Annotated in this window: 15 protein-coding genes and 10 tRNA genes; 1 reads left to right on the top strand and 24 read right to left on the bottom strand. The window is 44.5% G+C overall.

Translation table 11 applies throughout. The features are described 5' to 3' along the window. Nucleotides 1–16: 16 nt before the first annotated feature. The 21 genes from OCV44_RS02820 to alaS all read right to left on the bottom strand — a co-directional run bounded on the left by OCV44_RS02820 (nucleotide 17) and on the right by alaS (nucleotide 16582). Nucleotides 17–667, bottom strand: a complete 651-nt coding sequence (locus OCV44_RS02820; RefSeq protein ID WP_139686088.1) for a transglycosylase SLT domain-containing protein — start codon at nucleotides 665–667, stop codon at nucleotides 17–19. Between the two features lie 10 nt (nucleotides 668–677). After that, on the bottom strand, nucleotides 678–2246 hold the full coding sequence (gshA, locus tag OCV44_RS02815; RefSeq protein WP_086050376.1) for a glutamate--cysteine ligase: 1569 nt from the start codon (nucleotides 2244–2246) through the stop codon (nucleotides 678–680). A gap of 99 nt (nucleotides 2247–2345) precedes the next feature. Next, nucleotides 2346–5204: a M16 family metallopeptidase gene (locus OCV44_RS02810; protein WP_139686087.1), complete on the bottom strand. Its 2859-nt coding sequence runs from the start codon at nucleotides 5202–5204 to the stop codon at nucleotides 2346–2348. A 9-nt stretch (nucleotides 5205–5213) separates the two neighbouring features. After that, nucleotides 5214–5675 carry a YqaA family protein gene (locus OCV44_RS02805; protein ID WP_017097357.1) on the bottom strand — a complete coding sequence of 154 codons (462 nt, stop codon included), beginning with the start codon at nucleotides 5673–5675 and terminating at the stop codon, nucleotides 5214–5216. Nucleotides 5676–5681: 6 nt separating this feature from the next. Continuing rightward, nucleotides 5682–6635: an NADP-dependent oxidoreductase gene (locus OCV44_RS02800; protein ID WP_139686086.1), complete on the bottom strand. Its 954-nt coding sequence runs from the start codon at nucleotides 6633–6635 to the stop codon at nucleotides 5682–5684. 173 nt (nucleotides 6636–6808) lie between these two features. Further along, a complete protein-coding gene (locus OCV44_RS02795) occupies nucleotides 6809–7939 on the bottom strand; it encodes a sodium ion-translocating decarboxylase subunit beta (protein ID WP_009847617.1) in 1131 nt (376 codons plus the stop codon). 9 nt (nucleotides 7940–7948) lie between these two features. Then, on the bottom strand, nucleotides 7949–9733 hold the full coding sequence (oadA, locus tag OCV44_RS02790; protein ID WP_009847618.1) for a sodium-extruding oxaloacetate decarboxylase subunit alpha: 1785 nt from the start codon (nucleotides 9731–9733) through the stop codon (nucleotides 7949–7951). A 31-nt stretch (nucleotides 9734–9764) separates the two neighbouring features. After that, complete coding sequence (locus OCV44_RS02785) at nucleotides 9765–10022, bottom strand: oxaloacetate decarboxylase subunit gamma (RefSeq protein ID WP_004741884.1); 258 nt, start codon at nucleotides 10020–10022, stop codon at nucleotides 9765–9767. Between the two features lie 375 nt (nucleotides 10023–10397). After that, a tRNA-Arg gene (locus tag OCV44_RS02780) sits at nucleotides 10398–10474 on the bottom strand. A 71-nt stretch (nucleotides 10475–10545) separates the two neighbouring features. Then, nucleotides 10546–10622: transfer RNA gene (locus OCV44_RS02775), tRNA-Arg, on the bottom strand. 71 nt (nucleotides 10623–10693) lie between these two features. Beyond that, nucleotides 10694–10770: transfer RNA gene (locus OCV44_RS02770), tRNA-Arg, on the bottom strand. An 88-nt stretch (nucleotides 10771–10858) separates the two neighbouring features. Next, nucleotides 10859–10935, bottom strand: a tRNA-Arg gene (locus OCV44_RS02765). An 88-nt stretch (nucleotides 10936–11023) separates the two neighbouring features. Then, nucleotides 11024–11100: transfer RNA gene (locus tag OCV44_RS02760), tRNA-Arg, on the bottom strand. Nucleotides 11101–11171: 71 nt separating this feature from the next. Then, nucleotides 11172–11248, bottom strand: a tRNA-Arg gene (locus OCV44_RS02755). 71 nt (nucleotides 11249–11319) lie between these two features. Then, nucleotides 11320–11396: transfer RNA gene (locus OCV44_RS02750), tRNA-Arg, on the bottom strand. Nucleotides 11397–11480: 84 nt separating this feature from the next. Then, nucleotides 11481–11573, bottom strand: a tRNA-Ser gene (locus OCV44_RS02745). A 44-nt stretch (nucleotides 11574–11617) separates the two neighbouring features. Then, a tRNA-Arg gene (locus OCV44_RS02740) sits at nucleotides 11618–11694 on the bottom strand. 46 nt (nucleotides 11695–11740) lie between these two features. After that, nucleotides 11741–11833, bottom strand: a tRNA-Ser gene (locus OCV44_RS02735). A gap of 474 nt (nucleotides 11834–12307) precedes the next feature. Beyond that, a complete protein-coding gene (gene csrA, locus OCV44_RS02730; protein ID WP_009847619.1) occupies nucleotides 12308–12505 on the bottom strand; it encodes a carbon storage regulator CsrA in 198 nt (65 codons plus the stop codon). 92 nt (nucleotides 12506–12597) lie between these two features. After that, on the bottom strand, nucleotides 12598–13779 hold the full coding sequence (locus OCV44_RS02725) for an aspartate kinase (RefSeq protein WP_139685065.1): 1182 nt from the start codon (nucleotides 13777–13779) through the stop codon (nucleotides 12598–12600). Between the two features lie 220 nt (nucleotides 13780–13999). Next, a complete protein-coding gene (gene alaS / locus OCV44_RS02720; protein ID WP_065678053.1) occupies nucleotides 14000–16582 on the bottom strand; it encodes an alanine--tRNA ligase in 2583 nt (860 codons plus the stop codon). Nucleotides 16583–17081: 499 nt separating this feature from the next. On the opposite strand from alaS, the gene OCV44_RS02715 reads away from it, so the two are divergent. Next, nucleotides 17082–19181, top strand: coding sequence for a TonB-dependent receptor (locus tag OCV44_RS02715; RefSeq protein ID WP_139685017.1), 2100 nt, complete (start codon nucleotides 17082–17084; stop codon nucleotides 19179–19181). A gap of 27 nt (nucleotides 19182–19208) precedes the next feature. Here OCV44_RS02715 and OCV44_RS02710 read toward each other — a convergent pair whose 3' ends face one another. From OCV44_RS02710 to OCV44_RS02700, 3 genes are read right to left on the bottom strand one after another with little or no spacing between them, the layout of a single operon-like run. Continuing rightward, nucleotides 19209–19949 carry an IucA/IucC family C-terminal-domain containing protein gene (locus OCV44_RS02710; RefSeq protein ID WP_211349760.1) on the bottom strand — a complete coding sequence of 247 codons (741 nt, stop codon included), beginning with the start codon at nucleotides 19947–19949 and terminating at the stop codon, nucleotides 19209–19211. A 52-nt stretch (nucleotides 19950–20001) separates the two neighbouring features. Then, a complete protein-coding gene (locus tag OCV44_RS02705; RefSeq protein WP_246091763.1) occupies nucleotides 20002–20814 on the bottom strand; it encodes an ABC transporter ATP-binding protein in 813 nt (270 codons plus the stop codon). A gap of 2 nt (nucleotides 20815–20816) precedes the next feature. Next, nucleotides 20817–21815 carry a FecCD family ABC transporter permease gene (locus OCV44_RS02700; protein WP_211349761.1) on the bottom strand — a complete coding sequence of 333 codons (999 nt, stop codon included), beginning with the start codon at nucleotides 21813–21815 and terminating at the stop codon, nucleotides 20817–20819. Between the last annotated feature and the right edge of the window lie 23 nt (nucleotides 21816–21838).

Below are 21838 nucleotides of genomic sequence, written 5' to 3'. Positions count from 1 at the left end.
TCCATGACGATTGGCTTTAAAAAAACCAACTTCGATTGTCTTCTAGTTCTTTTCGGCACTGTTTAAGTTGCCATCCATAATCTTTTGCTTGCTGTTCGACTCTGCGAGCCACCTTAATCAACGATGGTTTGCTGTTGTATGATTTGCGCTTATAGCCACCACGACCTTCATGATAAGCCAGGTATTGGTTATACGGGTCCCATAATGAGATCCCTAACTGACGGCGCGTCTCGCTGGTGTACCAACCAATGAACATCAATGCATCATCAAAGTTGGTTCTCGAACCACCATTATTGGTCGCTTTTTGGAAGTCTTCCCAAGCAGGGTCTTGAGCTTGTGCATAACCATAAGCACTACTGACTCTTCCCCACGGGATAAAGCCAAGAATGTAATCTTTGGGTGGACGCGCATCATGACGAAAGCTACTCTCTTGTTTAACAAAAGCCATCGCGACGTTAATCGGTGTGCCCCACTCATCTTGCATATCGAGCGCATCTTCATACCAAGAAGGGTGCTCTCTGAAGATGCTGCATATATTATTTTGCTGCTTAGGTGGAGGCGTCGCACATCCAACCAATAGGCTAGAGACAATACCAACAGTCACGACAGGTAACCATTTCCCACTCACATGAGTAGACTGACCTAATAAGGCTTGCTTCCTTTCCACCAAAGTCTCGCTATGCTTTTAAATATGAAAAATAGTCCGTTAAGAAGCTATCAAAATCTTGAGTGCTCGCTTCTTCACTTTGCTGTTGAGCAATGACAGAGCGTTGAACTTCCGCTTCCATTAACTCAGCAGAATACACTTTATATTGGTGTGCCTTGTGTTGCTGAGCGTACGTTTTTCCTAACGCACAACCCACTTTACCCAAACCACCCAATTTCTTGGTCTCTTCTAATAACTGGCCAGAAATGGTCAACTCTGGGTTATCAATCCAGGCTTCAAGCGTATCGCACGTTTCTTGGTATGCACGACCACCTTGCTCAGCATCCATCAACTCAGCGATAACTCGAAGATCTTTGAATACATTTTTCGCCCAGTCTTGCAGGGACAGTCTTTCGCCATCACAACCAATCTTGAGCTCTAAACCAACCTGACGACCTTCTAAGATCACCTTATTCCAGTTATCGCGCCAGCATTCAAGCTCGCAGTTATCCATCTCAGCAGAATCTGATAGCACGCTCCACGTTAGGAATAAATCTAAGAAGCGAACTTGCTGCTCATTGATACCAATTGAACTGAATGGATTTACGTCTAAAGAGCGAACCTCGATGTACTCAACACCAGCACGAGCCAGTGCTTCAGATGGTTTCTCGCCACTTTTCGCCACTCGCTTAGGACGGATCGGAGCATAAAGCTCGTTCTCAATTTGAAGAACGTTACTATTCAATTGACGGTATTCACCATCAACCTTAGTGCCAATCTCAGCGAATTCTTCTGATGGTGTGCGAATCGCTTGATTCAAACCTTCAAGGTACTGGTCTAGGCTGTTGAAGCCAATCTTTAATACACTTTGCGCACTGTTGGTGTAGCCAAGATCACTCAGGCGAAGTGCCGTTGCTTTTGGCAGATACAACGTCTCGCCAATCTTTTCAAAAGGCAGACTTGTCTCTCTTCCTTTGATGAAAGAGGAACATAGCGCAGGTGAAGCACCGAAGAAGTATGGGATTAACCAACCAAAGCGGTAGTAGTTGCGAATCAAACCAAAGTAAGCATCAGACTTAGCTTCACAACGCGCTTCTTCTGTTTGCTCTCCAAACAGACTGTCCCAAAAGCTTTCTGGGAAAGAGAAATTGAAGTGAACACCCGAAATAATCTGCATCAGACTGCCGTAGCGACGCTTTAGGCCTTCGCGATATAGCGTCTTCATTTTACCGTTGTTAGAAGTACCGTATTGCGCTAACTGAATGTAATCTTCACTCCCCACATAACAAGGCATAGAGAGTGGCCACAGCTTTTCTCCGTCTAACTTGGTTTGCGTGAAGTGATGAATATCAGACAACTGATTCAAAAGCGTCGGAACGTCGTTAGAAACAGGCGTGATAAACTCCAGTAGCGACTCAGAGAAATCGGTCGTTACCCATTCGTTCATCAACGCAGATCCTAAAGCCTTAGGGTGCGGCCCAGTAGCAAGATGCCCATCTTCCGTGTAGCGCAATGTTTCCCTTTCAACACCACGACCAAATTGAGAGAAGGTCTTAGGGTTGGTTGCAACTTGCTTTAGTCGCGCAGCAAAATCAGTCAAAATTCTGTTCACTTATCTTATATTGTTCTTATTAGAACTATCATAAATTAGGTTGGAGGAGAAAAGTAGAATCTCTTCCCTCCCCTTTTAATGTGTACTCTAACGAATGATTTCAAGCTCTTCTATTGGAATATCTAACTTTTCTAATTGAGGACGCAACGAAGTCGCGTCACCAACAACAATTATTTGATAATCATTCGGGTTAAACCATTTCTTCGATAGCTCATTTAAAGTTTCTTTTGAAACCGTTTCTACTATCTGGTTGCGCTGCTGTAGGTAGTCTTCATCAAGGCTCAATGCAACAATATTACTCAACAAACCGGCCTTTTGACTGGGTGTTTCGTATTTAAGCGCATCTTGTTGACCGACCGCAAGGCGCATAAATTTCATCTCTTCGTCAGTTAATCCACTCTGACTAAATTCGTTTAGCTCAGCGATAAACTCTTGAATCGATGGAACCGTCGCATTGGCTCTAACTTGAGCACTAAACACTACCGCACCAGTTTCACGCGTACTCGCAAAGTAACCGCTTGCACCGTAAGTGTAGGCTTTGTCTTCACGCAGGTTCTGGTTGATACGGCTATTGAAGTTACCAGCTAAATTAAAGTTAGCTAGCTGGCTTAAATACAACTCACCGGTCGCATCAAACGGCAGGCCTTTACGAACTAGGCGTACAATACTTTGCGGTGCTCCCGGCTTATCCACTAAGTACAAGTTCTGGCCCGAAAGCTCCTTGATGATCTGTGGACGAGTGAGTGGTGCAGCGTCACCTTGCCATTTTTCAAAGAACTTAAGCTGCTTTCCAACCCCCTCCTTCGAGATATCCCCTACAATAACAATATTAGCTCCCTCAGGAGTATAGTGCTGACTGTAAAACAGTTTTACATCGTCTAGAGTTAACGACTCTAGAGAGTCCTTGGTGCCATCACTCGCTCGACCAAAAACAGTGCTACCGAACAACACTTCTCGGGTTGCTTGAGAAGCCATCCAGCTTGGCTGTTGGTGTTGATACACTACGCCTTCTAACATCTGACTCTTAACGCGTTCGAAATCTTGAACATCAAACTTAGGCTCGAATAGAACTTCTTGCACGATCGCTAAGGTTTGAGGCAGATTTTTCTCTAACGTCGAGACTGAAATATCTGTGGTATAGCTGCCGGCACTAATGCTTACGCTACTGCCAAGCTTATCTAAGGTCGCCTGTAACTCTTCCACCGTTCGTTTAGTCGAACCTTCTTCCATCATCGATGCAGTTAGATTCGCCAAACCCTCTTGACCTTTACCAACATAGCGCTCACCCGCAGGGAGTTGAATTTGTAGCTGCACTGTCGGCGTTTCGCTGGTCACAGTACCAATCAAGTCAGTACCATTTGCAAAATGCATGCGATACAGCTCAGGCATAGTCGCTTCAACACCAAAGTCCACTTCAGGCATCACACTGCGATCAAAAGTGTTCGGTGCTTTTCTGATATCAAGCTGGTCTTCCGTTACCTTGCTGTATTTAGGCAGAGTACGTGACGGCGTGGTAAAGGTCGCCTCACGAACCGCTAAATCGAGTTTTTTCTTAGGAACCACACTCAAGGTCACCTTGTGCTCACCTTCGATAAAATCTTGGTACGCCTTGCTTACGCTTTCAGGGGTAACCGCTCGGATTTGATCGAGTTGTGATTCAATGCGATCAGGCTGACCATAAAAAGTTTGGTTAGACGCAAGTTGTGAAACCTTACCTTTAACACTTTGCAGAGCAAAAACCGCGTTCGCTTCAGCCATGCCGGTAATCTGGTCTAAACGTTCTTGTTCAACGCCCTCTTTCGAGAATTGTTCTAAGGTATCCATCAGTTCTTTATTAAGAACCGTCAAATCGCCTTTTTCACCGGAGTCACCCATAGCATAGACATACATAGTACAAGCGAGTTCAGCACAATCGTGGAAAGAGCCAGCACTCACCGCTTTTTGCGTTTTTACGAGGTTTTGGTACAGATAACTGTTGGTCCCTGAACCTAACACGTTAGACAGCGCATTCAGTGAAGCTTGCGTATCTTCACCGCGGTAGGTTGTTGGCCAACCAACAAGCACCATCGGCTGACGAACGTTGTCTTCTAACGTGATGTACTTATCTTCTGTTAGAACAGCTGGTTGCTTCTCAGCAGCCTTAACTTCCGGACCTTGAGGGATTGGGCCAAAGTACTGATTAACCCACTCTAGCGTGTCATCAACGTCGATATCACCACCGATAGTCAGTACCGCATTATTTGGGCCGTACCAACGTAGGAAGAACGCCTTAAGGTCATTCACATCAACACGGTCTAGATCTTCCACATAACCGATTGGTTGCCATGAGTAAGGGTGACCTTCAGGGTAAAGCGCTTCACCCATGCGTTCCCACATCAAGCCATAAGGACGGTTTTCATAACTTTGAGCACGTTCGTTTTTAACCGTGCCTCTTTGAACTTCGAATTTCTTCTGAGAAACCGCATCCAATAAAAAACCCATTCGGTCTGATTCTAACCACAACATTTTCTCAAGTTGGTTAGATGGAACGGTTTCAAAGTAGTTAGTACGATCACGGTTAGTCGTGCCGTTTAACGAGCCACCCGCCTCGGTAATGATCTTAAAGTGCTGCTGGTCACCGACGTTCTCAGAGCCTTGGAACATCATGTGTTCGAAGAAATGAGCAAAGCCCGATTTGCCTATCTCTTCACGAGCTGAGCCGACATGATAGGTAACATCCACATGTACAAGAGGATCAGAATCATCAGGGGAAAGAATAACTGTCAGGCCGTTTTCAAGCTGATATTTGGTGTAAGGGATCACCACTTTATCTTTAGAAGGCTTAACCTCTTCTAACAGAGTGACACCTTCAGGTAACGAGGAAAAGAAGGGTGTAGAGCTAGGTACATTGTAAGAACAGCCTGCAATGGCGATAAGAGAAAATGTACCAAGTAAAACCTTTTTCATAGGTTCTCCTTAGAAAAAACCGAAGTAGATAGCAGCAAGTAAGCTGTAGCGAGCGGCTTTGCCAATCGCTATCAAAATAACGCTAGGAATAAATTTCATTCTTAACCAACCCGCGGCTAAGCACAAAGGGTCACCAATGATCGGCAACCAACTGAATAGCAGTGTCCAATAGCCATAGCGGCTCAGCCAAGCCATAGCCTTATGACCATGCTTTTCAGATTGAGTTCGATTAGGCAGCCACAAACCAATCCAATAGTTGGTCAGCCCGCCTAAAGTATTACCGAGTGTCGCCAGAAGAATGATTGATGATGTTGAGAACTGTTCTAAGCTCAATGCTGCCACAAGGCTTGCTTCTGAGCCCCCTGGTAACAATGTGGCACTCAAGAAGCCACTAATGAAGAGCACCCACAGCGCCGAGTCAGAAAACCACAACGCTATGTTTTCAAAAAGAGAATTAAAGAACTCTAGCACTGCATATTAACCTTCTTGCATTTTAAGTAATACCTTGCCTCTGGTGTGTCCGGTTTCTACTTGTAGATGCGCCAACTGAGCTTCATCTAACGGGTAGATAGTTTGAATTTCTGTTTTGAGCAATCCTACGCTAACCATGTAAAGCATAGTGTCCATTTGCTCTGGATTTGGCTCAACGAGCATACCTGAAGCGGTGAAACCCAATAATGTCGCTTTCTCGCAAATTAATTCAGCAGACAGCGTAGGTACGGTTACCACTCTCGCACTATCTTTCAAACACTTCAATGCATCAAGAGCGGTGTCACCACCGACCAAATCAATCAGCACATCAACATCAGAGACTCTTTCCGATGCTGGCGCAAATTTATAGTTGATGGCATGAGCACCTAACGTCGCAAGGTAATCAAGGTTGGCTTCGCTGCAGGTCGTGTAAACCTCAGCTTTTGCAGCCACTGCGATTTGAACCGCAAGATGACCAACGCCGCCGGCGCCCGCTAAGATGAGTACGCGATCGCCCTCTTTCACTTCCGCTTTGTTAAGCGCTTGTGCTGCGGTTTGGCTAGCGAGTGGTAAAGCTGCAGCCGCTGCTAACGCAACCGAGTCTGGGACCATACTTAATGCGACTTCTGGAACACACACATACTGGCTATAACCGCCACCTTGCAGTGGAAAACCAATAAAGCCAGCCACATTGTCGCCAACGATAAAGCGCTCTGCCTGTTCGCCTAGCGTGACAATTTGCCCTGAAATATCGTAACCAGGAACCCAAGGAAGGTTGTCTTTGTTTTGTGCTGCCGCCCAACCAAGGCCAGCACGGGTTTTCACATCAATAGGATTAATGCCTGAAAAGGAAACTTTAACCACCACTTCTCCGGCCTTAGGCTCAGGAATAGCACTGGTTTGAATACTGAGGTTTTCGACGCCGCCGAATTGAGTAATCGCAATCTGTTTATTTTCCATTTCCACATTTCCTTGATTGATAGAAGCCCTGATGAGTAAGCACCCTAATTAATAAAAAGTAAGGGATGCGAAAGCATCCCTTTGACTATAAACCATTTAATAAGGCGAAGTTAACCGCTCATGCGTAAATTGACGACCAATTAACGTAACGAGCAGCATAGCCAAGTAACTCATTAACCTACGAGAGCTAATAGGATACCCGCAGCAACGGCACTACCAAGTACACCCGCTACGTTCGGACCCATCGCATGCATCAACAGGAAATTCTGAGGGTTTGCCTCAAGTCCAACCTTATTCACAACACGAGCCGCCATCGGAACCGCTGATACACCAGCGGCGCCAATCAGTGGGTTAATGTCTTCTTTCGAGAAGCGGTTCAGCAGCTTCGCCATCAATACACCACCAGCCGTACCAATACTAAACGCCACCGCACCTAAACCTAAAATACCTAGCGTCTCTAAATTCAAGAAAGTATCTGCTTGAAGCTTAGAGCCAACACCTAGACCAAGGAAAATAGTCACAACGTTAATCAGTTCGTTTTGGGCTGTTTTTGATAGACGATCAACCACACCCGCTTCACGCATTAAGTTACCCAAACAGAACATACCTACTAGAGGGGTTGCTGAAGGTAGGAACAAAATCGTCATCAGCAGTACAGCTAGCGGGAAAAGGATCTTCTCAGCTTTGCTTACATGACGAAGTTGAGCCATCTTAATTTGGCGCTCTTCAGGAGACGTTAACGCTTTCATGATTGGTGGCTGAATAATAGGAACTAAAGCCATGTAGCTATACGCCGCTACCGCAATCGCACCTAATAAGTCAGGAGATAACTTACTCGCCAAGAAGATCGCGGTTGGGCCATCAGCACCACCAATGATCGCAATTGACGAAGCATCTGCCATTGAGAACTCCATTCCTGGTACATAGTTCAGCAAGATCGCACCAAATAGCGTTGCGAAAATACCAAACTGAGCCGCAGCCCCCAGCCACAAAGTTTTAGGGTTCGCAATCAACGCACCAAAGTCCGTCATCGCACCAACACCCATAAAGATCAGCAGTGGGAAAATACCTGTTTCAATACCAATGTAGTAAACGTAGTAAAGCAAACCACCGGGATCAGTGAACCCAGCATTGGGAATATTGGCTAATACAGCACCAAAACCAATAGGTAACAGCAGTAAAGGTTCAAACCCTTTGCGAATTGCCAAAAACAACAGCGAGCAACCAACCAGCATCATACAGATCTGGCCGAACTCAAAGTTAGCAATCCCTGTTTCAGACCATAAGGTCATCAATCCTTCCATGGTACTCCCTTACGCTAAGCTTAGTAGTGGAGCGCCTACAGTAACTGCATCGCCTTCTTTAACATTCAATTCTTGAACGATACCACTGCGAGCAGCTCGTACTTCCGTTTCCATTTTCATCGCTTCTAGGATCAGCAGAACATCACCTTCGGCAACTTCAGCACCCGCCTGAACGATGACTTTAAAGATGTTGCCGGCTAATGGAGCAGGAACTGCTTCTGCATCAGAAGCCGCAGCAGGTGCTGCTTGAGCCGCTTGTGCTGGTTTCGCTGATGGAGATACCGATGTCAGTTCACCTTGTGGGCCAACTTCAACATCATAAACTTGACCATCAACCTTCACGCTGTAGCTCTCAATGCCGCCAGCAGCAGGTTGTGGTGCAGCCGTAACAGGAGTTGCAGCTTCAGCCGTTGGTACAGGTTCAAACGCTTCAGGGTTGTGACGGTTTTTAAGGAACTTAAGACCCACTTGTGGGAATAGTGCGTACGTCAGTACATCATCAACGGTATCTTCAGCGAGTGAAATACCATCTGATTTCGCTTTTTCTAAAAGGTCAGTCGTTAACGTATCCATTTCAGACTTAAGTAAATCAGCAGGACGACACGTGATTGGCTCAGCACCATCTAACACTTTCGCTTGCAGTTCAGCATCAACCTCAGCAGGAGCTTGACCGTATTCGCCTTTCAGTAGACCCGCAGTCTCTTTAGTGATGCTCTTGTAGCGCTCACCCGTTAGAACATTGATAACCGCTTGAGTACCGACAATCTGAGAAGTAGGTGTTACCAAAGGAATGTAACCCAACTCTTTACGTACGCGTGGGATCTCTTCTAGAACTTCATCCATGCGATCGGCAGCGCCTTGCTCTTTAAGCTGGCCTTCCATGTTGGTTAACATGCCGCCAGGAACTTGAGCGATCAAGATTCGAGAATCGACACCTTTTAGCTGGCCTTCCCATTTCGCATACTTTTTACGTACATCACGGAAGTAAGCCGCGATTGGTTCGATTTGGTCTAGTTTGAGATTCGTGTCGCGCTCTGTGCCTTCTAGCATAGCAACAACCGTTTCGGTTGGTGTATGGCCGTAAGTACAGCTCATAGAAGAGATTGCGGTGTCTAGAATATCAATACCCGCTTCAACAGCTTTAACGGCTGTAGCGGTTGATAGACCCGTTGTCGCGTGGCTATGCAGCGCTAGAGGCACATCACAAGACGCTTTGATGCGAGTGATTAGCTCTTCCGCTTCATAAGGCTTTAATAAACCTGACATATCTTTGATGCATAGTGAATGACAACCTAGATCCTCTAGGCGCTTAGCCAAATCAACCCACGTATCTGAGTTGTGAACCGGACTGGTTGTGTAAGACAACGTACCTTGAGCGTGGCCGCCAACATCAATCGTTGCTTTCACTGCGGTTTCAAAGTTACGTACGTCATTCATTGCATCAAAAATACGGAATACGTCCATGCCGTTACTATGGGCACGTTCAACAAACTTTTCAACTACATCATCCGCGTAGTGACGGTAACCTAATAAATTTTGACCACGCAGTAGCATCTGCATTGGTGTGTTGGGCATCGCTTTTTTCAGCTCTCGTAAACGTTCCCACGGATCTTCTCCAAGAAAACGGATACACGAATCAAACGTTGCGCCGCCCCAAGTCTCAAGTGACCAGTAACCGACTTTATCCAGTTCTGCCGCAATTGGCAGCATATCTTCGATACGCATACGAGTAGCAAATAGTGACTGGTGCGCGTCACGAAGTACCACATCTGTGATAGCTAGTGGTTTAGACATGCTCATAAACTCCTTTTTAATCCTTTAAATGCTACTTAGCAGTAGACGCACGGTATTGATGAACCGCGGCCGAAATTGCTGCCACTACCTGTGGACTAACAGCTGAAGGGTTTGATTGTGATTTTTGAATTTTTTTAGGTGCTGCGATCGGCTCCGGTACTTCTTCTGGTACCAGTTTTGACATCAACCGAACGAGGTAAACTAGAATAGTTAAGAAAATAAAGACAACGGACATCCCCGTTATCATTAGAGTCGCCGCATCTCCTAGCAGGCTTCCAATATTAGTCATGTTGCTTCCTTTCTTCGTCATCCTGACATACGTACAGGATTTCAGCGAATAGTGATCCCGACCCATGGATTATCTCGATTGGTAAAAGTTTGTCAATTTTGTTTAAGGTTCTGTTACGGATAACGCACACATAAGGTTAATTATTCGCCTATCAGATCACATAAATCTGTCAAATGAGTCATTTTTAGATATTTAAACTGTGACTTAAACGGGGCTTTTCTGAGAATTGATATGAGAAAGGTGGAATAACAAAGAAGCAATCAAGAATTACTTTAAATACAACAAGTTAAAAACATCACAAATTTAACATTGTCGCAACAAATTTATAGCGGACATAAAAAAAACCTCGTAAAAACGAGGCTTTCTCTAATAATGTGGTGCGCCCTGGAGGATTCGAACCTCCGACCGCCTGGTTCGTAGCCAGGTACTCTATCCAGCTGAGCTAAGGGCGCAACGGTTTTAATATTGAGCATAAAGTTAAAACTAAACATTCAACATCAGGATTAATGAAAACCCTAAATAGTGGTGCGCCCTGGAGGATTCGAACCTCCGACCGCCTGGTTCGTAGCCAGGTACTCTATCCAGCTGAGCTAAGGGCGCAACGGTTTTAATATTGAGCATAAAGTTAAAACTAAACATTCAACATCAGGATTAATGAAAACCCTAAATAGTGGTGCGCCCTGGAGGATTCGAACCTCCGACCGCCTGGTTCGTAGCCAGGTACTCTATCCAGCTGAGCTAAGGGCGCAACGGTTTCGATATTGAGCTGTTAGTTAAGGCAATAAAGCAGTTAAAACTAAACATTCAACATCAGGATTAATGAAAACCCTAAATAGTGGTGCGCCCTGGAGGATTCGAACCTCCGACCGCCTGGTTCGTAGCCAGGTACTCTATCCAGCTGAGCTAAGGGCGCAACGGTTTCGATATTGAGCTGTTAGTTAAGGCAATAAAGCAGTTAAAACTAAACATTCAATATCAGGATTAATGAAAACCCTAAATAGTGGTGCGCCCTGGAGGATTCGAACCTCCGACCGCCTGGTTCGTAGCCAGGTACTCTATCCAGCTGAGCTAAGGGCGCAACGGTTTTGATATTGAGCATAAAGTTAAAACTAAACGTTCAACATCAGGATTAATGAAAACCCTAAATAGTGGTGCGCCCTGGAGGATTCGAACCTCCGACCGCCTGGTTCGTAGCCAGGTACTCTATCCAGCTGAGCTAAGGGCGCAACGGTTTTGATATTGAGCATAAAGTTAAAACTAAACGTTCAACATCAGGATTAATGAAAACCCTAAATAGTGGTGCGCCCTGGAGGATTCGAACCTCCGACCGCCTGGTTCGTAGCCAGGTACTCTATCCAGCTGAGCTAAGGGCGCACGGTATCTTCAAGAGAAGAAGTTGTGAAATATATCACATTCTGTTTCTACGAAACAAAAAAAAGGCCATAGGCCTGTAATGAATGGCGGTGAGGGAGGGATTCGAACCCTCGATGCGGCTACAAACCACATACTCCCTTAGCAGGGGAGCGCCTTCGGCCACTCGGCCACCTCACCTTATTCATTATTCTCGAAACACTTACAAGTAAGAGTAAAGAGAATGGTGCGCCCTGGAGGATTCGAACCTCCGACCGCCTGGTTCGTAGCCAGGTACTCTATCCAGCTGAGCTAAGGGCGCACATTGTTACTTCTGTGTTTGCTTGCAAATTCAAACGTGCAAGAAATGGCGGTGAGGGAGGGATTCGAACCCTCGATGCGGCTACAAACCACATACTCCCTTAGCAGGGGAGCGCCTTCGGCCTCTCGGCCACCTCACCGTCTTGCGGAGGCACATATTACGTTTTACCGAAAATATGTCAAACACTTTATTGAAAAAAATTGGACAAAAACACTCAACCGTTTGCTATTTAATCAAAGCGCTTGCAAATTGAACTTATAAGCTTCAAATCGCGCTTTTTCCCTTAAAAATTAAGGTGAAAGATTGGCAATAATAAACAGCAGAAAACAATTATCTAATTTATCCAGCAGCAAGTGCTACCACTGTTTTCACCATACTACGGGATGCGTATTTGCGCCATAGGGGAAGCTAACAAATCTTGAATTTGCGCAGACAAAATACCGTGTAATAGCGATGATCGATCCTATTTGTATTTCATAACGTCATAAAGCTCTCACTTCACCGTGTTAAGACTAACCCGTTACCACCCCATCGATGTTCAAATGCGTATTTCCATTCCCCCAAGATCAAAAAAGGCTAGCAACAATGCTAGCCTCTTCTCTACGCAAAAGTATTAGTAGTTGCCAGGTGCAACGTTACCATTACCTTTTTCAGCTTGAATGCGCATGTAGATCTCTTCACGGTGAACAGATACTTCTTTAGGTGCGTTAACACCAATACGTACTTGGTTACCTTTAACGCCTAGTACAGTAACTGTTACTTCGTCACCAATCATCAGTGTTTCGCCAACGCGGCGAGTCAAAATTAGCATTCTTTGCTCCTTGAGTAATCTCTAAATTTATCTAGCTACGCGAGCATTATCCAACAAAAGTTATATTTTCGTAAACTATCGATTGAGTTTATTTAACCAAAATGCACTTCTTTTTTAGGATAACCCTGTGTTTCACGCGCTATGATGTATGCATTGTGTAATATGTTAGCAGCCATATCGACTTGCGTTGGTGATATCACCAAAGTTAAAGACTGCTGTTGCAATAAGTGATGCTGTACATCAATTTCGCCTTCAGACAACAATCCATGTGAACTGACCACAATTTCTTGTGTTCGGCTTCCTACCACAGTTAACAAACTAACCTGTTCACTATTACGGATTTTCTCGTCAAAAACTAGTTTTAATTTAGCACTTATGTCCGGTTTGATAATGAGTGCTGCCCGTTCTGCTTCCTCGATCACACTACAGACTTCAATCCCTAATAAATGGCAATGCGACATGAGAGACGGTAAATCTTGATTCAAACACTCGACGCGAACCATATCTCTTTGAATGGCTATCCCAGCAATATCATTCAAACAATCATTACCCGCGATAAGAGTTCCCTCGCCTTCTTCAAAGCTCGAAAGCACTCTCAATGGTACATTGTGTCGCCACGCATGTTGAACACATGGAAGGTGTAAAACCTTAGCGCCTCTGCGAGCCATTTCTTCCATAGAGGGAAAGTCTAAGGTATCTAATTTTTTAGATTGCTTAACCACTCTAGGGTCGCAGGAATATACGCCATCAACATCGGTATATATCTGACACTCTTTCGCTTGAAGGGCGCCCGCCAACGCAACGGCCGTGGTGTCTGAACCACCTCGCCCTAAGGTTGTGATATCACCTTTCGCATTAACGCCTTGAAAACCTGCAACAATAACAATCTGGTCATCATCTAACAGCGCTTTAATAGGAGCGGTATCAATACGCTCAATCGTCGCATTATTATGATTAGAATCGGTGTGTATTTTGGCTTGATAGCCAGTCATCGATGTCGCTTCATAACCCAACTTGTGCAACGTCATCGCCAACAAAGCCATGGAAACTTGTTCTCCGGCCGTTAACAGCACATCCAACTCTCTAGCGTTTGGTACGCTATCAACTTGTGAAGCTAAGTTAACTAACCGATTTGTTTCACCTGACATAGCAGAAACGACAACCAGGATCTGGTTCCCTTCATTTTTCGCTTCAATGATTTTTTCTGCTACATGATGGATTCGTTCAATTGAACCCACCGACGTTCCACCAAATTTCTGCACGATAAGAGGCATTTTCACCCTTCCTCACCTTCCCAAGACCAATGTCTATATATGACAAAAAAACACATACTCCGCGTCATGGCGAAGCAATAAAAAATTAACCAAGGAGTCTAACGTTACCATTAGCCTTCTTGGTTAATCTCAATCAAACCTTTTTCAGAGGTTCTTCCAATGGGCAAAATAAAAGATGCCCAATCAGTTGATTGGGCATCTTTGTATCAATTACTTAAGCTTAAAGACGCTCTTCAAGCCAAATACGTACTGATTTAAGCGCTTCAGGTAGTGCTTCAACGTCAGTACCACCCGCTTGAGCCATATCTGGACGACCGCCGCCTTTACCACCAACTTGCTCAGCAACCATCTTAACGAGGTCACCCGCTTTTACTTTGCCGATAAGGTCTTTGGTTACGCCAGCAATCAGGCCAACTTTACCGTCTGCTACGTTCGCGATCAGGATGATGCCGCTACCCACTTGGTTTTTAGCGTTATCAACCATAGTACGTAGGTTCTTGTTGTCTGCGCCTTCAATGGCAGCAACCAGTACCTTAGTACCAGAGATCTCTTCTACTTTACCCATGATGTTTGCACCTTCAGCTGCAGCCATCTTTTCTTTAAGTAGTTGGATTTCTTTCTCTAGCGATTTCGCTTTCTTAGCTGATTCAGCCAATTTCTCTTCGTAAGCGTTAGCCTGAGCTTCTACTGCATCTAGAGCAGCTTCACCCGTTACCGCTTCAATACGACGAATACCCGCAGCGATACCGCCTTCTGAAATGATCTTGAATAGACCGATATCACCCGTATTGCTTGCGTGGATACCACCACAAAGCTCAGTAGAGAAATCGCCCATCGACAGAACGCGAACTTCATCATCGTACTTCTCGCCAAACAGTGCCATCGCACCTTTTTCTTTCGCTGACTCGATGTCCATGATGTTAGTTTCAATCACATGGTTCTTACGAACTTGTGCGTTAACTAGACGCTCTACTTCTTTAATCTGTGCTGGTGTTACCGCTTCAAGGTTAGAGAAGTCAAAACGTAGGTTGTCTGGCTTAACTAAAGAACCTTTCTGAGCAACGTGCTCACCTAGCACTTCGCGCAATGCTGAGTGAAGTAAGTGAGTTGCAGAGTGGTTTAGTGAGATAGCAGCACGACGCTCAGCATCAACGCGCGCTTCTACTTTATCGCCTTGAGCAAATACGCCTTCAACTAGCTCGCCGTGGTGTGCAAATGCATTACCTAGCTTCTGAGTGTCTTGTACTTTGAACAGACCCGACGCTGTGCTTAGCGTACCCGCGTCACCACATTGACCGCCTGACTCAGCGTAGAATGGTGTCTCTTCAAGGATGATGATTGCTTTGTCGCCTGCCGATAGTGAAGATACTTCTTCGCCGTCAACGAATAACGCAGAAATCTCACCTGCACCTTCAGTACCTGTGTAACCACAGAACTCAGTGTTCGTGTCTACTTTGATCGTTGCGTTGTAATCAGTACCGAACTGACCCGCTTCACGTGCACGCTTACGCTGTGCTTCCATCGCCTTCTCAAAGCCTTCTTCATCGATAGTAAAGTCGCGTTCACGAGCTACATCGTTAGTAAGGTCAGCCGGGAAGCCGTATGTGTCGTAAAGTTTGAAGACTGTTTCACCGTCAAGCTCTTTGCCTTCAAGTGCGTCTAATGCGTCGTTTAGGATAACCATGCCGCGCTCTAGCGTACGACCAAAGTTCTCTTCTTCGATGCGAAGTACTTTTTCAACAAGCTCTTGCTGTTTCTTAAGCTCTTCAGCTGCAGAACCCATCACTTCAGCCAGTACACCCACAAGTTTGTGGAAGAACACGCCTTGTGCACCAATCTTGTTACCGTGACGCACTGCACGACGAATAATACGACGTAGAACGTAGCCACGACCTTCGTTTGAAGGCATTACGCCATCAGCGATTAGGAATGAACAAGAACGGATGTGGTCAGCGATAACGCGCAGCGATTGGTTAGATAGGTCGTCGTGACCTACTACTTCTGCTGTCGCCTTGATTAGCTTTTGGAATACATCAATTTCGTAGTTAGAGTGAACGCCCTGCATGATTGCAGAGATACGCTCAATACCCATACCAGTATCTACAGCTGGCTTAGGTAGCGGTTCCATAGTGCCGTCAGCATGACGGTTGAACTGCATGAATACGTTGTTCCAAATCTCGATGAAACGGTCACCATCTTCTTCAGGTGTACCAGGACGACCGCCCCAGATGTGCTCACCGTGATCGTAGAAGATTTCAGTACATGGACCACAAGGACCTGTGTCACCCATTGTCCAGAAGTTATCAGATTCAAACTTCTTGCCACCTTCTTTGTCGCCGATGCGAACAATCTTGTCAGCTGGGATGCCCACTTTCTTGTTCCAGATTTCGAATGCTTCGTCATCTGTCTCGTAAACCGTTACTAACAGGCGATCTTTTGGCAGACCTAGTGTTTCAGTCAGGAATTCCCAAGCAAAGCCAATCGCTTCTTCTTTGAAGTAATCACCAAAGCTGAAGTTACCTAGCATTTCGAAGAATGTATGGTGACGAGCCGTGAAACCTACGTTTTCAAGGTCATTGTGTTTACCACCCGCACGTACACAACGCTGAGCCGTAGTTGCTCGAGTGTAGGCACGTTTTTCGGCGCCTAAGAAGCAATCTTTGAATTGGTTCATACCTGCATTAGTAAATAGCAGGGTTGGATCGTTATGTGGAACTAACGATGAACTGTCTACGATTTGGTGTTCTTTGCTCTCAAAGAACTTAAGGAACGCGTTGCGAACCTCATCAGTGCTCATGTACATGCAGCTCTTCCTGAAAATAGTCGAGTTAGAATTTTGCCGTATTGTAGATCATGGTTAAGGCTTCGACTAGTTTTCTTGTAGAAAAGACACCCTTGGGCAGGATTTTAGTGGGAATTCGATAAAATGAAGCATATTCCACTCACTAAGAAAGAGAATAAATAAAATCATCTAAGTCAATGTCATATTGGGGAGAAAACAGGATGTTTATACCTAAAGCTTACCTAATCCATAATGACGATGGTAGGAATGCCATGAATCCCATCCTCCAATTTCAATCTGAAGATTTCCCATTAGGAGAAAGATCTAATTATAGTACCAACCTTTAGTTACCTTTCGATGCTCACTCGCAAAGGGAATCGGCCCATAGATTCCTGACTGAGTTTATTAAATTCACTCAAAATCACCATTAACACCACAAAAAAACGCAATTGATAATGATTATCATAACCATTCAACTATGTTAGCATAAAGTTTGTTTTTCGTACTTTATGGATAAATTATGCCCAGAAAACACAAGGCAAAATATGCATCACTGCTTATTTTAGCCGTGCAAGCTCCACTTACCCTCGCTGCACAAACTTCAGAAATAGAGACAATGGTGATCGAATCAAGCCGTATCGATATCAGTAAAAAAGATTCTCCGCAATCTGTCACTATCATTACCAGAGAGCAGATTGAACAACAATTATCAATATCAACCGACAGTTCACAAGTACTATCAAACTTGTTGCCTGGGTACGCTCTGAATACACAAAAACTAAACAATAGCAGTCAAACCTTTAGAGGTAGAGATGTGCTTTATATGGTAGATGGTGTTCCACAATCAAACTCTTTACGTAAAGGCAGCCGCGCAGCTCATACAATTGATCTTTCTATGGTTGAACGTATCGAGGTTATCAAAGGTGCTAGTGCGATCCATGGCCTAGGGGCAACAGGCGGTATAATTAACTTTATAACTAAAACCAACCGTTCCGATGAAGTTAATCACCATTTCAATATTCAAATGACCTCTCCTACGACCAATGTGAGTTCAGATACTCAATCTTACAAAGCAAACTATCAAATAGAGGGAGCAACTGATAATTTCGATTATTTGGTAGGTTTAACAGGCGAAGTTCAAGGTGTTTACCTTGACGCTAACGGAGACTATGTTGGTGCCGCGACTGTTCGAGGTGACATAATGGACTCTCGAAGCTATGATTTCATGACCAAAATTGGTTACTGGATAGACGATGAACAAGATATAGAGTTCTTATATAATCGCTATCAGCTTGAAGGCCAAATGAATTACACTTCAGTAAAGGGTGACCGAGATAAAGGAGTGGCCACATCTTCGGTAAAAGGGACCCCTAAAGGGTCAGCACCTTCGAACATAGTGCAGACCTTTAGCATGACATATACCAATAATGACTTCATGGGTATGAAGCTAAGCTCTCAAGGATTCTTTCAAGATTTTTCAGGACGATACGGAGCTTCCACTTCACGTAGTTTCCAAGATCCAAGCACAGCAGAAACTATTTATGATCAGAGTCAAAATGAATCACAAAAAATTGGTGCCAAGTTCAACCTTTCAAAAAATAATCTTTTTGACGGAAAATTGAACGCGACTGCTGGCCTCGATTTACTCAAAGATACGACTAGCCAAAAACTCATTTTAACGGGTCGAACTTACGTCCCAGAAACAACTTATGTTAATTACGCACCATTTATTCAACTAACATACAACCCAGTTGAAATATTGACGATTCAAGCCGGTGCTCGTTATGAAAATGCAGAATTAGATATCGATACTTATCAAACTGTCGCAGCAAGAAACGGGGTAACAGTTCAAGGCGGAAAGCCATCATTTAGCGATACTGTCTATAATGCAGGCGCGGTCCTTGAAGTATTTCCAAGCGTTCGACTATTTGCTAACTACTCTCAAGGGTTTGGTATGCCTGATGTAGGGCGAGTACTAAGAGGCGTTAAAAAACCAGGGCAGAAGGTTGATGACCTTATCGACTTATCTCCGATCGTAACAGACAATTATGAAGGTGGATTACGCTTTAACAATGACAGTATTGATTTTGAAATCAGTTACTATATATCGAATTCTGAGCTTGGCAGCCGAATTGTTGAAAATAACGGACTTTACACCGTAAAACGAGAGAAAAAAGAGATTAAAGGGTTTGAAACCTCGCTTGGTTATAGCCTTAGTGACTCTCATAATCTAGATGCTGGCTACTCTTTCATTAAAGGTTCTTCTGACACAAATGGTGATGGAACCGTTGACAAAAAGTTAACAGGGGCTGATATCCCAGCAAACAAACTTAGACTGGCGTGGACGGCACAATGGAGCAATGACTTAACATCAATGATTCAAGCAAACCATGCCTTTGACAGAACATTTGATGATAAAGAACTAGAGTTTAAAGGTTATACTTTAGTTGATGCGACTTTAGCTCATAAACTACCTATCGGAAGCCTGAGTGTTGCGGTTGCTAACTTATTCAATGAAGACTACTTCACTTATTACTCTCAAAGTGCTTACAAAAATGACAACTTCTACTTTAAAGGAAGAGGCCGAACGCTAACATTGGCATATAAGGTAGATTTTTAAGAGACTACTCTCTGAAGAAACACAGCGTTAGCTGTGTTTTTTCTTTAGAAGCAATGGACAGTTCGAGCAGTAAACCTCCGGTGAAGTTGCTTTATAATAATAACAACAAGTCCTTCGCATTCTGACTGGAGCTGCGGACTCAGCCAATTGCTTTCTTTTTCCATAAAAACGAGTTACCGGATTTTCTTCAACAGAAAAAATAGTGTGCGTCTGCGCATTGACGATAAACCGCAAGTCATCCTCTACCACCGCTTTAAGCTCACTCGCAACGTTAGGTAATATTCGCCGTTCATAGACACTAAAAATACGAACCGCTACATTTTCCCAAAGTACTCTTTTTGATACCCCAGTCACTTCGTTAAACACATTGACTAGTGGCGTTAAATGTTCAGAAAAAGCCTGACGCAGCACCTCTTCTCGCCACGGATCACGCTCATCTAGTGCTAGGCTCACTTGGGTATCAAATATGGGCATGCCATTTTTCCACATTCGTTCATTCAACGGGTATTCAAACACGCTATTATCAATGGTCAGGTTCAGTCCTTTATTGTAAACCGACATCGCATAAAGTGTTGGAGCAAGGATCAGAAAGGCCATCCGCTTAACAACAAGTGAGGCCGTCACTTTAAGATCGGGTGCTCCAAGTTCTGGCATAATGGTATTGAGAATGAATAAGCACTCTTTCTTATCCAACAGAAGCCGTGATGATATGTGAAGAGGGTGAACGGATTTTGACCGATATTTTTTCAATCCTAATTGAGTAAGCATCTCCCACTCTATTTCGGATAGCGTTCCACTATTTGAGAGACTGCTCATGGGATCACGATACCTTTCTACCTTTGCCTTTTGGAACACACATTGGCGTACCAAAAATAGGATCACGAGCAAGATAGCACTCCATACCAAAAACCGCTTCTATCATCTCAACATCCATGATGTCTTCTGGAGCGCCTTGCTTAAAAATTTCTCCCTCTTTTAGGGCGATCATTTGATGAGCGTAACGGCAAGCAAGGTTAAGGTCATGCAATACCATAAGAATGGTCGTTTTATTGTTCAGGTTTAACTCAAAGAGTAGATCCAAAATTTCAATTTGATGCGTTAAATCTAGATACGTAGTGGGTTCATCAAGTAGAAGAATATCGGTATCTTGTGCCAATGCCATGGCAATCCAAGCTCGCTGCCTTTGACCTCCAGATAAGGTTTCAACTGAACGTTGAGCCAACTCTGACATGTTCGTAGAAGAGAGAGCTCGACCTACCAACTCTTCATCTTTCTCAGTCCAATTCTGCAACCAATGTTGATGTGGATAACGTCCCTGCCTGACTAACTGTTCAACCGTTAAACCCTCTGGTGCTTTGGGCCCTTGGGGCAAGATAGCCAAGCGACGAGCGACATATTTACCCGAAAGTCGATTTATGTCCTTACCGTGCAAAGTGACGTCGCCAGTCTTTGGTTTTAATAGTCTGGCCAAGGATTTAAGTAACGTGGATTTACCACATCCATTCCCCCCAACTAAAACCGTAATTTGATGCGGTTTAATGTTTAGATTAAGTGATTTAATAATAATATCACTGTGGTAACCAAGGACTAAATTCTGTGTTGCCAAAGGGCTAAGCATTGCATGTTTTTCCATATTTATAATCGCTGACGAAATAACAAATAGACAAAGAAAGGCGCACCGATAGCGGAAACAAACACACCAGCTGGGACATCCAACGGCTGAAACAACATGCGTCCACAAAGATCGGCTAGCACAACCAAGCAAGACCCAACAAATGCACTGACCGGCATTAACAATACAAAGCTTCTAACTACCAAACGTCTTGCTATATGAGGAGCAATCAGTCCAACGAATCCGATTGTACCTACGTATGCAATAGCGGGTGCTGCAAGGGTGACACTAAGTAGAATGAGCACTAAACGAGTTTTTTGGACAGAGACACCGAGCCCAGTCGCCAAATTATCCCCAAGCTCTAACGCGTTAACGTGGCGAACAAAAAAAAGGGCAACGACTAAACTCACACTCAACCAAGGTAAGAGTGATTTCACATCACTCCAACTTGCTCCATAGACACTGCCTGTTAACCAGATGTAGGCTGAGATGCTCGTGGCTGTAGGGCTGATGGCAATAATAAACGTAGACACGGCTCCCATGACGGCCGAAATAGCGATACCGACGAGTATCATTCTCATCGGGCTAACGCCGTTTCGCCAGGCGAGTAAATAAACAAGACCCGTCGCTAAAAGCGCCCCTGCAATAGCAAAGACAGGTAGCCAATCAATGCTGTAATAAGGATGAAAAAAAGCCAAAAATGCAATAGCAAATGCCGACGCTCCGCTTGTCATCCCTACAACATCTGGCGATGCTAATGGATTGCGAATAACCGATTGAAGAATCAGTCCGGACGTTCCGAGTGCAGCCCCGACGATCACTGCCATCAAGGTGCGCGGTAATCGAAAGGTATCTAGAATAATGTGATGGTCTAAATGGGCATTTAAGAATAATTCAGATATAACACTCGAAGGACTTAGCCATTGAGAGCCTAATGAAAGTGATGCAAGTATCATTACGCAAGTAATCGCTAGGATGACCAGAACAGCGAAGATGGACTTAGGCAGAACCGAAAAAGACAACCATGACGTCCGGATGACGATAT

It is taken from the genome of Vibrio tasmaniensis (assembly GCF_024347635.1).
Taxonomy (GTDB): Bacteria; Pseudomonadota; Gammaproteobacteria; order Enterobacterales; family Vibrionaceae; genus Vibrio; species Vibrio tasmaniensis.
This window is presented reverse-complemented; position numbering and strand designations above follow the sequence as displayed.

What these genes read in the sequence shown, in the direction of transcription:
- alaS (WP_065678053.1), bottom strand. Translation starts at nt 16,582, where the DNA reads ATGTACATGAGCACTGATGAGGTTCGCAACGCGTTCCTTAAGTTCTTT.
- OCV44_RS02715 (WP_139685017.1), top strand. Translation starts at nt 17,082, where the DNA reads ATGCCCAGAAAACACAAGGCAAAATATGCATCACTGCTTATTTTAGCC.
- OCV44_RS02725 (WP_139685065.1), bottom strand. Translation starts at nt 13,779, where the DNA reads ATGCCTCTTATCGTGCAGAAATTTGGTGGAACGTCGGTGGGTTCAATT.
- OCV44_RS02795 (WP_009847617.1), bottom strand. Translation starts at nt 7,939, where the DNA reads ATGGAAGGATTGATGACCTTATGGTCTGAAACAGGGATTGCTAACTTT.
- OCV44_RS02785 (WP_004741884.1), bottom strand. Translation starts at nt 10,022, where the DNA reads ATGACTAATATTGGAAGCCTGCTAGGAGATGCGGCGACTCTAATGATA.
- OCV44_RS02705 (WP_246091763.1), bottom strand. Translation starts at nt 20,814, where the DNA reads ATGGAAAAACATGCAATGCTTAGCCCTTTGGCAACACAGAATTTAGTC.
- oadA (WP_009847618.1), bottom strand. Translation starts at nt 9,733, where the DNA reads ATGTCTAAACCACTAGCTATCACAGATGTGGTACTTCGTGACGCGCAC.
- OCV44_RS02810 (WP_139686087.1), bottom strand. Translation starts at nt 5,204, where the DNA reads ATGAAAAAGGTTTTACTTGGTACATTTTCTCTTATCGCCATTGCAGGC.
- csrA (WP_009847619.1), bottom strand. Translation starts at nt 12,505, where the DNA reads ATGCTAATTTTGACTCGCCGCGTTGGCGAAACACTGATGATTGGTGAC.
- OCV44_RS02800 (WP_139686086.1), bottom strand. Translation starts at nt 6,635, where the DNA reads ATGGAAAATAAACAGATTGCGATTACTCAATTCGGCGGCGTCGAAAAC.
- OCV44_RS02710 (WP_211349760.1), bottom strand. Translation starts at nt 19,949, where the DNA reads ATGCTTACTCAATTAGGATTGAAAAAATATCGGTCAAAATCCGTTCAC.